Origin of the sequence: Vibrio mediterranei (genome assembly GCF_900088415.1) — a bacterium.
GTDB lineage: Bacteria > Pseudomonadota > Gammaproteobacteria > Enterobacterales > Vibrionaceae > Vibrio > Vibrio mediterranei.
In genome coordinates, this window is record NZ_FLLQ01000001.1 from 540,101 (window position 1) to 553,988 (window position 13,888).

The following is a 13,888-nucleotide window of genomic DNA, read 5'->3' on the forward strand; positions in this document are numbered from 1 at the left end:
GTGTTTTCGTTAATCCGCTGCGTCATTTCACATATTCCTGAAAGAAATCGTTCTTTGAACCATAAATTAAACTATATTGATACAAAATGTATCAATATGGATGATTAAAATGCATTCAGTAAAAGGAATTAGAACAACCATTGGCGAGTCGCCTATTTGGAAACCCGACACCAATAGTCTCATCTGGGTCGAAGCTGCAGGTAGTGAGATTTTTGAGTATTCGATTCACAGCCAGAGTACCCAAGTCTTTCACGTACCTTTTGATATCACGGCGATTGCACGATGTGAGGGCAATGGTTGGATATGTGCTAGCAAACAGGGACTGTTTTATTGTACTTCGAGTTTTGACGATTTTACTCCTATCGCTGATCCTTGCTTTGGTTCAACTAAGCTTCATTTAAATGATGCGGTTACGGCGCCGAATGGTCATTTATGGTTTGGTTCGATGAACCACAAGCAACTTGAAGCTCCTGATGGCAAGCTTTACCGACTAACGGCGAACACCGCGCTTGAAATGGATTCTGGATTCAGCGTCGCCAACGGCATAGCGTTTAACCCAGCACTCAAACGCGCCTACTGTTCAAATATGTTCCAAAGAAAAGTATATGAATATCAACTCGATGATTCGATGACCCAAATAATTGAAAAGGCGGTGTTTGTTGAGCTCGATGAGTGCAAGGGCTATCCTGATGGGCTGTCCGTTGATCGCCACGGAAACCTGTATATCTGTCACTGGGACTGCGGCATCATTTCCTATTACACTCCATCACAGAACAAAATAGGTCATGCCACACAACTTGGTGAAATCAATCTTGCAGTTAAGCACGCTACGCGCTGTACTTTTGGCGGCGAAGATTTCAATACCTTATTCGTCACAACAGCAGATTATGAGCTCACCACTCAAGAGTCGGTGTTATATCCCAGTTCAGGAGAACTCTTTATTCTCGATGCGCCAACTCAAGGACGAGAAGAGTATCGGGTCAATACCGACATTTTGCCCCACTCAAATCAAGTCAATGTCTCTTTAACCAGTTGAAACTCGTAAAATACTTTGGGAATATAAAGCCTTGCTGCCCAAATGACTGCGTTAACGCAGTGAGATTGGATATTATTTTAGGGTGAGCTTTTAAAAGGAATCTATGGTGTCGGAAAAAGTAAATTCAGTCGATCGTCTTATCAACGTTATTGAACGGATTGGCGAAGCAAAGAGTCCTATCTCAGCTTCTGATATTATCTTCGAGTCAGGGATTCCCAAGCCTACTTGCCACCGATTGTTGCAGCAACTCGATGACGCAAACTACATCCAGTCTGATGAACGCGGTCATTTCTATCCAGGCTCACAAATGCTATCTATCGCGTTGGATGTAAGATGGACCAATCAGCATAAACTGCAACGACAAGCTATTCTACACGGCCTTTCTCGTAAGCTAGAGGAAACCTGCGGTTTGGCCTTGGCGAATGATGACCCTAGCCCGCATATGGTCTACTACGACCGAATTCAAACCAATTGGCCGCTGCAAATTGTCATTCCGGTTGGATTTCCCACTCCACTTTGGGCATCCGCCAGCGGCAAGCTTTATTTAAGTACTTTGACGCCACCTCAATTACGTCGAGTATTGAGTAAAATTGAACTGAGCCAGTGTGCGAAAAACACCATTATCGACAAGCAGAGCCTAAAAAAGGAGCTAAGCGTTATTCAACGCAGAGGGTACAGCGTGGATGATGAAGAGTTCATTGATGGTATGGTGGCGATCGCACTTCCCCTTTATGACCAATTTGGCAACTTTATGGCAGCGTTATTTTGTCATTGTCCAAAGAGCCGTAAAACCGTTGCCGATCTCGAAAATTACCTCCCTATTCTTCGTGTCGCCCAACAGAGCCTAGAAGCCGTATATCAGGAAATGAAAGAGCTGGCGGAAAGTAAATAGCAAGGTGTGACTCATCTTTACCTAATCATACAGTCACATAGCTAAAGCTTCCTTAAACTGGGGGCATAGCAATTACCAAACTTAGCTCTTTTTCACTAAGTTCGTTAGCTGTTCACGTTCGCTATCTCGCCATTTTAAGGAACTCATCAGATTATGAAAAAGCTCTGCTTTTTAGCTGCATTACTCATCACTGGTCATGCACAGGCACAATGGGACAACCCTGTCGACCGTTATGCCAACGAATATAAAAACCATATCTCTGCTAAATGCCCGATTCCAAAAGATAATATTCAGCATTTTGTGTACTTTGCACGTGATCGAGAAGCCATACACAATCACCCATTGCTAAACAACACTCGCTTTTCGGGTGCGCAAATCATGTACTCTTGGGCAATGTTAGAACCAGAGAAAGATCAGTACGACTTTTCTATGATTCAAGCCGATTATGACTATCTAAAAGCACATGGCAAAAAGCTCTTTATTCAGCTTCAGGACGCGACGTTTGATCCTCGCTACAAAGGTGTACCTAGCTACCTATTGTCTGATGAATACGATGGTGGTGCGGTTTACCAATACACAGACGACGGTGAGCCAGAGGGTTGGGTGGCAAAACGGTGGGACAGCAAAGTAAGAGCGCGTTTCGCGAAACTCCTCAACGCATTAGGAAAACAGTTTGATGGAAAAGTTGAAGGCATCAACCTTCAAGAAACCGCTATTGGCGTTGAGAAAGATCCAAGCTTCACTGAAGCGAGTTATGTCGAAGGACTCAAGGATAATATGCGAGCCATGAAACACGCGTTCCCAACCTCCACCACGATGCAATACGCTAACTTTATGGTTGGTGAATGGCTACCATGGGAAGATAAAGGTTACTTAAAGAGTATTTATCAATATGGACAAGAAATAGGCGTTGGCCTTGGCGCACCTGACCTTATGATGCGAAAACGCGGACAATTAAATCACGCCCTAGCAATGATGCATGAGAATAACTATACCGTGCCACTTGGTATCGCGATACAAGATGGTAACTACATTGGCCAAACCAACAATACTGACGTCGTGGATAACCGACAAAGTCTTGTTCCTGCCCTCCACTCATTCGCTCAGTCGTTTCTTCATGTTAACTATATGTTTTGGGTAAACCAAGAACCCTATTTTGAGCAGGATGTATTACCTTGCTTTAAGTAATCGATAGCCCCGCTGTAAAACCTGCCTGAGTCTGCTTCAGGCAGGTTGAAATCTTAAGGTGCTTGTTTCCTGAGCATTTGGTAACTGCACATGAATCAATCCATGACATTCACAATAAATCTCGCTACCATTCACGCAATGTAAATAATTCTCATTGGCGGCTAACATTCTTGTTTGCCGGTGCGCCGCTATTTTGCTATGACTATTTCTCATTCAGATTACTTCAAAATTGCTCTGCCCTTTATTATCTCCACAGTCACTCAGCCTCTGCTGGGTGCCGTCGATACTGCTGTGATTGGCCACTTAGGTATCACAGAGCTGATTGGTGGCGTTGCTATCGGGACGGTCATTATGAACACCCTATATTGGTTGTTCGGTTTTTTCCGAGTTAGTACAACGGGCCAAAGTGCAATGGCATTAGGTAAAGGTGATGACGCATTGATGACAAATAGTTTGATGCGCCCATTTGTTCTTGCTGCTGTTGTCGGTGCAAGCTTTATCCTACTACAGTCCGTCATTTGGCAAGGAGCACTCTGGATAATAGAGCCCGAAAATGCCGTAGCTGAACAAGCCCATATCTATTTTGGTATTTTGATCTTCGGTGCTCCGTTTGTGCTTCTCAACTACACCATTATTGGTTGGTTGATGGGGCAAGCGAAAGCGAAAGAAACTTTATACACCCAGGTCTTTGGCAATGTCTTGAATATTGTCCTTGATGCCCTGTTTGTACTGTACTTTGACCTTGGTGTAGCGGGTGTGGCTTATGCAAGCTTGATTGCACAGATCACGACATTTGCGATTGGAATGACGTTAGTATTCAATACACAAGGAATGTCTCTAACTCGCCTTATTTCCTCCGCCAAAATGAGTAGGCGCGACTTCTCAACGATCGTCTCATCGAACACTGATTTGATGTTGAGAACGGTCTGCATTTTAGTTTTCTTCAACATGATGGCAAGAGTTGGCTCTCAACTAGGGGCTGACGTACTTGCGGTTAACGCCATTCTTATGCAAATTACTTTTATCGTCAGCTACATGTTTGACGGTATCGCCAATGCCTCTAGTGTTTTCGCAGGTAAAGCCGTCGGACAAAACAATCCAAAGATGCTAGATCGAGTACTAACACTCAATTTCCAGTGGACATCGGGCTTCATCGTAATTCTCACTCTGTTGGTGCTGATGTTCCAATCGCATTTAGTTTTACTGTTCACGACACAAACAGAACTCGTCAGCTTGTATCACCAAGTGGCAGCTTGGCTAATTGTATTCCCCTTGGTTGCCGGGTACGGCTTAACGGTCTACGGGATCTTTACCGGAACCGGAACAACCCGACCGGTCAGAGACTCCAGTATTGCTACACTGATGGTGTTTTTATTGGCGCAATTATTGGTTGTTCCACTTTGGGGTAACCACGGTTTATGGCTTGCTTTTACTATTTTTTATTGTGGCCGAATCGTCTTTCTCTATCCATTCATCGGTCAAGTTAAGCAAAAGTGTGGTCATCAAACCATTTCTTAGCCCCAACCACAAAACCATACTATTCAAGAAGCACTCTTTTGAGTGCTTTTTTGATTTAATCTGGTGATACACCAGCTAGAAAATCTACACCGTAATCTGTGCATTGCTCTTCTCTTACCTAACTCGTGATGATAACATTGTTATGTTATAACGTATTATTTAAGAGTTTTTTCGTGACACCTCCTCTCCTCGCCATAAATCAACTATCCATAAGCAGTAAAGACCGAATCCTATTTCAAGGTATTCAGTTTGACGTATCTGCGGGGGAAATGCTGGCCGTAATGGGTCCTTCAGGTATTGGTAAGTCCATGCTATCTAAAGCCATTGCGGGCTTTACTCCAGACACCATATCCGTATCGGGTACGATAACAATTGCGGGCAGTGAAGTCTGTAAGATTCCATTGCTTAATCGTTCTGCACAACAACGGCCAGCCTTCATTTTTCAGGATGCCCTTCAAGCGCTTAATCCTTTAGTTTCTGTAGAGAAGCAGCTCTGTCTCGCTCTCACCGGAGACCAAACAAAGCCAAGCGCTAGAAATCGGAACACCATAGTTAATCTACTTGCTCGTCTTGGGTTTCCCGATCCGGCCATAGTATTAACCAATTATCCTAGCCAACTCTCTGGTGGGCAGAGACAACGCATTTGCATCGCTATTGGTTTATTGAGCCAAGCTCAAGTATTAATTGCAGACGAACCGACAAGTGCTCTCGATCCTGTCACTGAACAGGAAATATTGACTCTCATTCGCCAAAGCGTAAAGCAGTCCAATATGGCTGGTATTTTGATTACACACGACCTAAATAGTGCGTTAGCTTGCGACAAATTACTGGTTATTGACGAAGGAAAAGTCGTTGCTTATGGCGAACCGCGTGTCGCTCTTGAGTCCAGTTCTCATCATTTTTGTCGTTCACTGAAAGGACTCCTTCAATGACTGCCATTATCGAAGAAACTATCATGAACTGCAGTAAAGTAAGTTCAACTTTAGTGAGCTTTAGCAATGTCAGTGTGCACCACTACTCCACTCCTAAATGGTTGGGTGGAAAACCATTTAAAGCACTCAGTAATGTTTCTCTTCAGATCGAGAATCAAAACATTGCCATTGTCGGTCCATCGGGTGCCGGAAAGTCTACGCTTATTGAATTGCTCTTTGGCTTACGAACACCTTCACTAGGAAACGTTCAAATCGCGGGAAGGACACTTCCTCTCCACAACGCAAGCGAGCGTTTGAGGGTCTGCAGTGAAGTACAAATGGTTCCCCAAGAGCCACACACAAGTTTAAATCCGTATTACACAGTCAAACAAATCCTGATTGAACCACTAGAAAACCTCAAAATTGGGGGGAACCACCCACAGCTCGCACAAATTGCACTGAACGAGGTTGGCTTGACCACGGACTTGTTGTCACTCTACCCACAACAGCTTTCAGCAGGTCAGGCACAGCGAATCGCCATCGCTCGTGCGCTCATTGTAAAACCCAAGTTACTTGTTGCAGACGAACCTACCAGTAGCTTAGACCCAGTAAATCGCCAACGAATAATCGAACTGCTCAACTCGCTAAAGCAAAAATATGACCTGCAACTACTTCTTGTCAGTCACGACCTCAAGGCAGCAATCGCGCTATGTGAAGAGATAGTGGTCTTAGATCAAGGAGAGATCGTCGAATACGGCTTTGTTAAACAAATCATGGAACAACCTGTTCACCCAACAACACAGGCACTGATTCGTGCCCAAATTCATTCAAAAACGAATACTTAACACAACATCACCGAGACATAATCATGCGTTTTCACTCAATTAAATTGGCATGCGCGCTTGCGTTCGCTCTACCGTTAACTGGCTGTTTTGATTCACAAACTGAAAACAGTGAATCAAGCGTCAAATCCGAGATTCGTGTGGCAATGATGCAGCCACCTCGCACTGGACTATCACCATTATCTGACGACGCTTTCAAATTATCACGTTGGAGCACAGCGGAAACGTTAATCAATCTTTCCCCGGCTTCTGAGGTTGAACCAATGCTGGCTACCGATTGGAAGCAGATTGACCCACTCACATGGCACTTCACTATTCGCCAGGGTGTGAAATTCCACGATGGTTCCATGCTAACCGCAGAATCAGTGGTTAGCTCACTGCAACAGGCTTTGAGTGCTGCACCTAAGCCTCGTATACTTGATGGTGTTGACCTCACTGTGAGAGCCCTTGATTCATCGCACGTAGAAATCAAGACAACATTTAATGACCCTTTACTACCTAGCCGCTTATCAAGTCCTCAACTCGCCATTTTGGCGGCAAATGCATATAAAGAGAATGGTCGAGTCGTACCTACTGGTGCAGGCACTGGTCCATTTGAATTAATCGAAATTAACGGCACAACCAGTGCCAAACTAAAACGATTCGATGACTACTGGGGTGAGAAAGCTCACATAGACACGGTCATCGCTGAGTATGTTCCAAATGGCTTTGCACGTGCAGCAGCACTGCGCACAGGTTCCGCTGATGTTGTCGAAGCTGTGCCTGTATCTCAAATAGCAACGATTGATAGCAACCTTTTATACGAAGTGGCTATGCCGCGTACTAACACGCTCTACTTAAACAATAAGTCGGATGTTTTTAGCCAATTGGAGTTGCGCCAAGTTGCCGCCGCCGCGGTAGATAGAGAGCAAATCATTAAGACTGTGTATGAAAACCATGCCGATATTGCGAAGGGTTTGTTAGGTCCGGCACTTGCTTGGGCTGCACCACTTCGTCCCGAAGCATCACCGATTGAAGCTAAAACAAAGGCAAATGGTGAGAAAATCGTCATAGGTACTTTCACTGACCGTGCTGAACTTCCTGAAGTCGCCGCTTTGCTCAAACAGCAGCTTGAAAGCGCAGGCTTCCAAGTAGAACTTGATATCCGTGAGTACGCTCAAATTGAAAACGATGCATTAGCGGGTAATTTTGATGCCTTTATTCTTTCTAGAGCGACAGTTTTGGATTCAGGCGATCCTATCGCATATATGATGAGTGATTTTGGCTGTAAGGGATCGTTCAACTTAGGTCAATTCTGTTCTGAGGAAGTCGACAACGCTCTGACTTACGCCGATCTACAGCCTTTAGGACCAAAACGTCAACAAGCCATCATTGCTGCAGAACAGATCATTTTGAACGATTTCGCTGCCATTCCACTGCTACACGAACGTGTCATTCAGGGTGAAAGCCTTCGTGTTTCTGATGCTGTTCGTGACCCAAGCGAACGTCGCCTTATCAATGCGAACACTAAGGTGAACTAACTTAATGTTGTCTGTTGATACTTCTCGACGAATATTCGATGTGCTAACACCTTGGTTATCAAGACTTATCTCATTGATCGTCGTCGTCATTTTAGTGGGTTTGATGCCAGATATTGCTGGTATTGACCCAAGCCAATCGATTTTGCGTGCCCGCGCCGGACAACAACACATGTTAACGCCGGAAGCACTTGCCGCGGTAAGAGCCGATTTACAGCTTGACCGTAGTGCAATGGAACGATTAACAGACTGGCTTAGTGACGCTCTGCATGGTGATCTAGGCTACTCATGGATCGATGGTTCACCGGTCATAGATGGTATTCAACAGACAATGTCGACCTCTCTGTTACTGATGTCGATGGCACTAGGTTTAACCTTTGTACTGTGTGGGTTTAGCTTAGTTCATACCTTGTTTAGCTGGAAACAAAGAAAGCTAAAGCAAACCCATAATAGCCTGAGTACTGTGCTCATCTCGTTACCTGAATACGTAGTAGCGTCCGTTCTCATCCTTATTCTATCTATTTGGTTGGGTTGGTTCCCCCCCTACGGGTGGCAAAGCTGGCACCATATTTGGCTGCCTAGTCTGGCACTTGCACTTCCCGCTAGCGGTCTTTTGAGTCGCCTGTTAAGGGACAGTTTGCAGCGCGTCCTCAATGAACCATGGGTGATCACTTGGCTCAGTGCGAACATCAGTTCCTTCCAGATCATGCGCTTCGCATTAAAACGTGCAGTCAGCAGTTTGATCCCGCAAGTCGCGATGATAATGATCGGCCTGACCGGTGGAGCGGTTGCTGTCGAGCAGATTTTTTCCATCCCAGGAATAGGACGACTAATTTTAGGTGCAGCGAAAGCACAAGATCTACCAGTGCTCCAAGGTGGTTTGTTAGTACTGCTATTTATTTCGATTTTCATCAGTAGCTTGAGCTTGCTTGTTCAACAGTTGTTGTTAGGCCACAGTCTCAGAAACGGTAAGCTTATCAGTAGTCATTCATCTTTTGCGTTTACCTCGAGTAATAACAAACGATTGACGGCGGGTTTAATCTTTTCACTGTTGCTGGCTGTTGTTATCTGGTCATTGTTTCGCGACCCGTTTAGCAGTCAGTTCATCAGACTTGCTGCTCCGAGCTTGCAGGCACCTTTAGGTGGCGACGGCATTGGACGTGACCTTCTAGCCCGCATTGGGTCTGGTATGTTATCGACGTTTTGGGCAGGGTTTGTCGCGACAGTGCTAAGTTTGGTTGTGGGTATGGTTCTTGGGTTCAACACTCGATACAGCCAAGGTTTAATCGAAATAACCAAGGGTATTCCTTATATTATCGCTGGCTTATTGGTTGCTGGAATGACGGGGATGAATCCAAACAGTTCCATGATTGCCATTGTTTTGGTGTCTTGGGCCCCTCTTGCGGCTCACTGCTCAAGTCTTATCGTTGAGGCTAAAGCGCAGCCCTACACGCATCTTGCGCCGATATGGGGAACGAGCAAATTCAAGATACTTAGGTACTATCTCCTTCCTTATGTGCTTCCGCCATTATTGAGACATGCACTACTTAGAATGCCAGTGATTACGCTAAGCTTAACGTCGCTGAGTTTTATCGGTCTTGGCGCCAAGCCACCCTCACCCGAATGGGGGCTGATGATTGCAGAAAACCTACCGTATATTGAACGAGCACCGCTTGGCGTACTTGGTCCAATTTTCGGATTAGTGCTGTTAGGCATTGCTATTAACCTTTTGTTTGACGATTAATTGTCAACCGAAACGCTAAAGCAGGTAGTGCTGTGAAATTCGTTTCGACCATTTAGCACTAAACAGAGAAGTATCTATAAGAGAAATACCCTTTGTTATGACTTCTTTCAATATAGCGCCCAAAAGGTGTCCTATTTGTGTTAAAATCCGTCCTTCAGGATTAGATGTAAAACGGACACTTTCATCATAAACTACTGATTAACATAATGTTAATTGGAAGAATTTCGAATTCTAATCAGTTATTAATTAAACATGGAGTTGGTCTTTATATTCGTTCACACGAATATGTAAACCTCATAATTATGGGTTTTAAATCTCAAAAATACAGTATAGATTCTACAGATTATCAAGTCGGTCAAGACAACATCACTAAATGGGGCATGGATGTTCACAATACAGTGTTTACCGCTTCCGCGGGCTTATCCATCCTCTTCATCGTCACTCTCTTAGTACTTTCCCCAGAAGACGCAAAAGCAGCCATCGATGCCGTTAAATCCGCTGCACTATCAAAGTTTGATTTTGTCTTTATGTGGGGCGCAAACATTCTTCTGATTTTTGCCTTGCTGATTGCTTTATCTCCGCTCGGTAAAATTCGTTTAGGTGGCGACAATGCCACAACAGATTATTCAACCATTTCCTGGATCGCCATGTTATTTGCAGCGGGTATGGGTATTGGTTTGATTTTTTGGGGCGTAGCAGAGCCGACCGCCTTTTATACCAATTGGTTTGGTACACCGCTAGGTGTTGAACCGTTTACACCAGAAGGACGAGAACTAGCCTTAGGTGCTGCCGTATTCCACTGGGGACTTCACGCTTGGGCTATCTATGGGATGGCCGCATTATCGCTAGCATACTTTGTCTATAACAAAGGTCTTCCGCTCTCAATGCGATCGGTATTCTACCCTCTACTTGGTGACAGAGTTTGGGGAAGAGTCGGTGACGTTATCGATGTAATGGCTGTTCTGGTAATCCTATTTGGCCTTGCAACATCACTTGGTCTGGGCGGCTCACAAGCTGCAAGTGGAATCAGTCACGTATTCGGACTAGAAAACAGTCTTCTGCTTCAGATTGCCATTATCCTGACCATTATGGGTTTGGCTATTGTTTCTGTTGTTCGTGGAATGGACGGCGGCGTTAAGGTATTGAGTAATCTCAATATGATTATCGCATTCGTTTTCCTTGGTTTTATCGGTATTTTGAACTTCACAACGGTATTGGATTCAGTTTCGACCGCAGTAGTTGGTTATGTGAAAAATATTCTTCCACTAAGCCAAAGCGCTGGCCGTGAAGACACCACATGGCTTCATGGCTGGACTGTGTTCTATTGGGCCTGGTGGGTTGCATATGCGCCATTCTTCGGTATGTTCGTTGCACGAATTTCAAAAGGCAGAACAATTCGCGAATTCCTATTTTGTGTACTAGTTATCCCTACTCTTGTCACCACTGCATGGATGTCTTTCTTTGGCGGTGTCGCGATTCAACAGATCGTTGATCATGTGGGTATACTTGGTGCCGCTCAGGGTATCGGAGACGTTTCACTTAGCTTGTTCTATATGCTTGATGCGTACCCTATTGGTAACATCTTATCGCTGATTGCCGTTGCGCTGATCATTGTTTTCTTTGTGACCACTTTGGACTCAGGTTCAATCGTAGTAGACAGTATGACTGCAGGTGGCAAACTCGAGCTTCCTATCAAGCAGAAAGTGGTCTGGGCTGTGATCTCAGCTGTCATCGCCGTGGTCATGTTGTGGATCGGTGGTACTCAATCGATTCAAGCACTTCAATCGATTACCATCATTGCAGCGCTGCCATTTACGCTGATTCTAATTTTAGGTTGTGTGAGTTTGATTAAAGGCTTACTTACTGAGGTTGAACAACCTCAAGTAGCTAGCGACAAGTCTGCCCAATAGATAACTTTAGGCTTATCGTAACCGCGTTACGGTAAGCCTTTTTTAGCTCTTTACTCACATTCCCCTTTGCCCTCACCGTTCAAGATCCTCCTTAATAAAACGACTGTTCGACGTGGCCCTGCTCTCCAAATGGGACATCAACAGAATAAATACCACACACCAAAGCCATAGCCTTAACTAATGTTTTATCAAGTATATCTGGGTATAATCTCTATCAATTTAAGGATATTTCCTCAAAACGGTGTACTTAACACCCCGTAGCTGCTTTTCGATTCAAATCATCAATGCGGCAAGATAAAGGACTATTGAACACATGAATTCCGATTTATCTATCCATGTATTGCTCATTGAAGATGACCGAGACTTAGCAGCCTCGGTTGCAGATTACTTGGAATACGAAAACATAAAATGCGATCACGCCTACGATGGACAGAGTGGTTACAATTTAGCCAGCGAGAATTACTACGACGTCATCCTTCTTGATTTAATGCTACCCAAGGTAAACGGCTTTACGGTTTGCCAAAACCTTCGAAAAGCAGGTATTGACACACCTATTCTCATGTTGACGGCCAAAGATACCATTGAAGACAAAGAGGCTGGGTTCAACTCAGGTACCGACGATTACCTTGTAAAGCCATTTATGATGAAAGAACTGGCTTTACGGATAAAATCTCTATCGAGAAGACGAAGTGGTCAAATAACTAAACTCGTTGCTGGAGATCTGACCTATGATCTTAAACAAAAACGAGTAACGCGTTCAAATCAACCTATTGAACTCACTCGACTTAATCTTAGGTTGTTAGAGCTGCTAATGCGTAAATCTCCTCAGTTGGTCTCGAGAGAAGAAATCGAACAGACGCTATGGCCTAATGAAATACCTGAAACCAACAACCTAAAGGTTCAGCTTTATCAACTTCGACAGAAAGTTGATAAGAATCATAATATTAAACTCATCGAAACCGTTGTGGGCCAAGGTGTAAGAATTCAGGTTGCCAGCAATGCTTAATAAGAGCTTTCCATTAAAAAACCATCTCACCTCGTTTTTCCTTGGAATCGCGATTATCACTGCCTTCATGCTTTTCGAGCTGCTTGTTCGCTACTTTGAGTACGGCATTGAAGATTCCGTGAAGATGAGAATGTTAACGGAGTGGCGAGCCTACTCAGAAGCTTACCAGTTAGACCCTAATATCGAGTTGCCAAGTTCTTATGTGATTCGATTCTACCTAGACGACCTCCCCGTTATTCGTGTGGAAGGAACGAATATTTTGGAAAATGTTCAACTTTCCAACAATCAATTCACTGTGGTTTCAGTGGATGAAACTTTTTCCGATGACCCAGAGAAGGAAATCACTTTAGGGATATTTAGGTTTCTTCGCGACGACGAAAAAACGGTATACGTCATCGCGAAATATGACTACCACCTAATCAATGACACAATCGATATATGGTTTGATAGCCGATTCAATTTTATCTTGCTAATCGTCGGTGGTTATATCTCTATAGTGCTATTGGCACTCTGGTTTTATAGCTATCGAATTGGAAAAAGAACTGAGCAACTGGTTCATTGGTCTGAACTGGTATCAGAGAACTTAGAATCAAACCCCACTCCCGATTTTACTTTTCAGGAATACAATCGCGTCGCTTCATATTTGCAACGAGCACTATCGAAAAATGCCCGCTTGCTCGCTCGGGAAAAGGACTTTTTATCTCATACCAGTCACGAACTTCGCACCCCTCTGGCCATCATCAGAGCTAATATGGAGATATTGGAAAGAATAGCGCTACCAGAAGCATCAAAAAACGCGATTGTGCGCATAGACCGAGCAAGTAAAAACATGCAACAAGTCGTTGAGACAATGCTTTGGCTTTCTCGCAAACACAACACCGCCCCACCACAAAAGGAAATTTCAGTAGCCGCTTTATTGAATGAACTGGTCGACGAGTACTATCACTTCATTAACGGTTCTGATGTGTCGTTAGAGACTGATTATAGTAACGCTCCAGTACTAGACTTACCGGAAACCCCGATACGAATTGTTATAAGTAATCTATTGGTTAACGCATTCAAATACACCCACGCAGGGCTTATACGCATTTATTGCAAAGACAACGCCGTCATCATTGAAAATACCACCACGGCGAACCATGAGCTGCAGGTAACTGACGGATTTGGTTTGGGACAAGATCTAATATTCAGAATTTGCGATAAGCTCGGTTGGTTTATGGAAACTAAAAAGACCGAGACAGGCTTCGTTGCTATTCTTCACTTGCCAACATAATGTCATGTACTCGCAACAGGCCGAACCGAATGTTCCAAAAACGAGGGTGCC

11 protein-coding genes are annotated in these 13,888 nt (G+C 44.2%); all 11 read left to right on the forward strand.

Translation table 11 applies throughout. The features are described from left to right. Positions 1–109 precede the first annotated feature (109 nt). Positions 110–1,036: an SMP-30/gluconolactonase/LRE family protein gene (locus VME0621_RS02445; RefSeq protein WP_062459232.1), complete on the forward strand. Its 927-nt coding sequence runs from the start codon at positions 110–112 to the stop codon at positions 1,034–1,036. Between the two features lie 103 nt (positions 1,037–1,139). Next, the gene (locus tag VME0621_RS02450) at positions 1,140–1,928 is read left to right on the forward strand and encodes an IclR family transcriptional regulator (protein WP_065311644.1); all 789 of its coding nucleotides are present in this window, start codon (positions 1,140–1,142) and stop codon (positions 1,926–1,928) included. A 153-nt stretch (positions 1,929–2,081) separates the two neighbouring features. Continuing rightward, entirely contained in the window at positions 2,082–3,116 is a 1,035-nt protein-coding gene (locus VME0621_RS02455; protein WP_006070467.1) for a hypothetical protein, read from the forward strand. A 198-nt stretch (positions 3,117–3,314) separates the two neighbouring features. Further along, on the forward strand, positions 3,315–4,634 hold the full coding sequence (locus VME0621_RS02460) for an MATE family efflux transporter (RefSeq protein WP_062459235.1): 1,320 nt from the start codon (positions 3,315–3,317) through the stop codon (positions 4,632–4,634). A gap of 173 nt (positions 4,635–4,807) precedes the next feature. After that, positions 4,808–5,566, forward strand: coding sequence for an ATP-binding cassette domain-containing protein (locus VME0621_RS02465; protein ID WP_096442738.1), 759 nt, complete (start codon positions 4,808–4,810; stop codon positions 5,564–5,566). Further along, positions 5,563–6,390 (forward strand): ABC transporter ATP-binding protein, encoded by an 828-nt coding sequence (locus VME0621_RS02470; RefSeq protein ID WP_062459241.1) that lies wholly within the window; start codon positions 5,563–5,565, stop codon positions 6,388–6,390. The genes VME0621_RS02465 and VME0621_RS02470 overlap by 4 nt, the downstream gene beginning before the upstream one ends. A gap of 23 nt (positions 6,391–6,413) precedes the next feature. Continuing rightward, the gene (locus VME0621_RS02475; RefSeq protein WP_062459244.1) at positions 6,414–7,907 is read left to right on the forward strand and encodes an ABC transporter substrate-binding protein; all 1,494 of its coding nucleotides are present in this window, start codon (positions 6,414–6,416) and stop codon (positions 7,905–7,907) included. 4 nt (positions 7,908–7,911) lie between these two features. Beyond that, the gene (locus VME0621_RS02480; RefSeq protein ID WP_062459247.1) at positions 7,912–9,648 is read left to right on the forward strand and encodes an ABC transporter permease subunit; all 1,737 of its coding nucleotides are present in this window, start codon (positions 7,912–7,914) and stop codon (positions 9,646–9,648) included. Between the two features lie 302 nt (positions 9,649–9,950). Beyond that, a complete protein-coding gene (locus VME0621_RS02485; RefSeq protein ID WP_006070473.1) occupies positions 9,951–11,558 on the forward strand; it encodes a BCCT family transporter in 1,608 nt (535 codons plus the stop codon). A gap of 313 nt (positions 11,559–11,871) precedes the next feature. Further along, positions 11,872–12,564 (forward strand): response regulator transcription factor, encoded by a 693-nt coding sequence (locus tag VME0621_RS02490; protein ID WP_062459250.1) that lies wholly within the window; start codon positions 11,872–11,874, stop codon positions 12,562–12,564. Next, the gene (locus tag VME0621_RS02495) at positions 12,557–13,837 is read left to right on the forward strand and encodes a sensor histidine kinase (protein ID WP_062459254.1); all 1,281 of its coding nucleotides are present in this window, start codon (positions 12,557–12,559) and stop codon (positions 13,835–13,837) included. Before VME0621_RS02490 ends, VME0621_RS02495 begins: the two co-directional genes overlap by 8 nt. Positions 13,838–13,888 lie beyond the last annotated feature (51 nt).

Coding starts and splice junctions, on each gene's coding strand:
- VME0621_RS02445 (WP_062459232.1), top strand. CDS start 110: ATGCATTCAGTAAAAGGAATTAGAACAACCATTGGCGAGTCGCCTATT.
- VME0621_RS02450 (WP_065311644.1), top strand. CDS start 1,140: ATGGTGTCGGAAAAAGTAAATTCAGTCGATCGTCTTATCAACGTTATT.
- VME0621_RS02455 (WP_006070467.1), top strand. CDS start 2,082: ATGAAAAAGCTCTGCTTTTTAGCTGCATTACTCATCACTGGTCATGCA.
- VME0621_RS02460 (WP_062459235.1), top strand. CDS start 3,315: ATGACTATTTCTCATTCAGATTACTTCAAAATTGCTCTGCCCTTTATT.
- VME0621_RS02470 (WP_062459241.1), top strand. CDS start 5,563: ATGACTGCCATTATCGAAGAAACTATCATGAACTGCAGTAAAGTAAGT.
- VME0621_RS02475 (WP_062459244.1), top strand. CDS start 6,414: ATGCGTTTTCACTCAATTAAATTGGCATGCGCGCTTGCGTTCGCTCTA.
- VME0621_RS02480 (WP_062459247.1), top strand. CDS start 7,912: ATGTTGTCTGTTGATACTTCTCGACGAATATTCGATGTGCTAACACCT.
- VME0621_RS02485 (WP_006070473.1), top strand. CDS start 9,951: ATGGGTTTTAAATCTCAAAAATACAGTATAGATTCTACAGATTATCAA.
- VME0621_RS02490 (WP_062459250.1), top strand. CDS start 11,872: ATGAATTCCGATTTATCTATCCATGTATTGCTCATTGAAGATGACCGA.
- VME0621_RS02495 (WP_062459254.1), top strand. CDS start 12,557: ATGCTTAATAAGAGCTTTCCATTAAAAAACCATCTCACCTCGTTTTTC.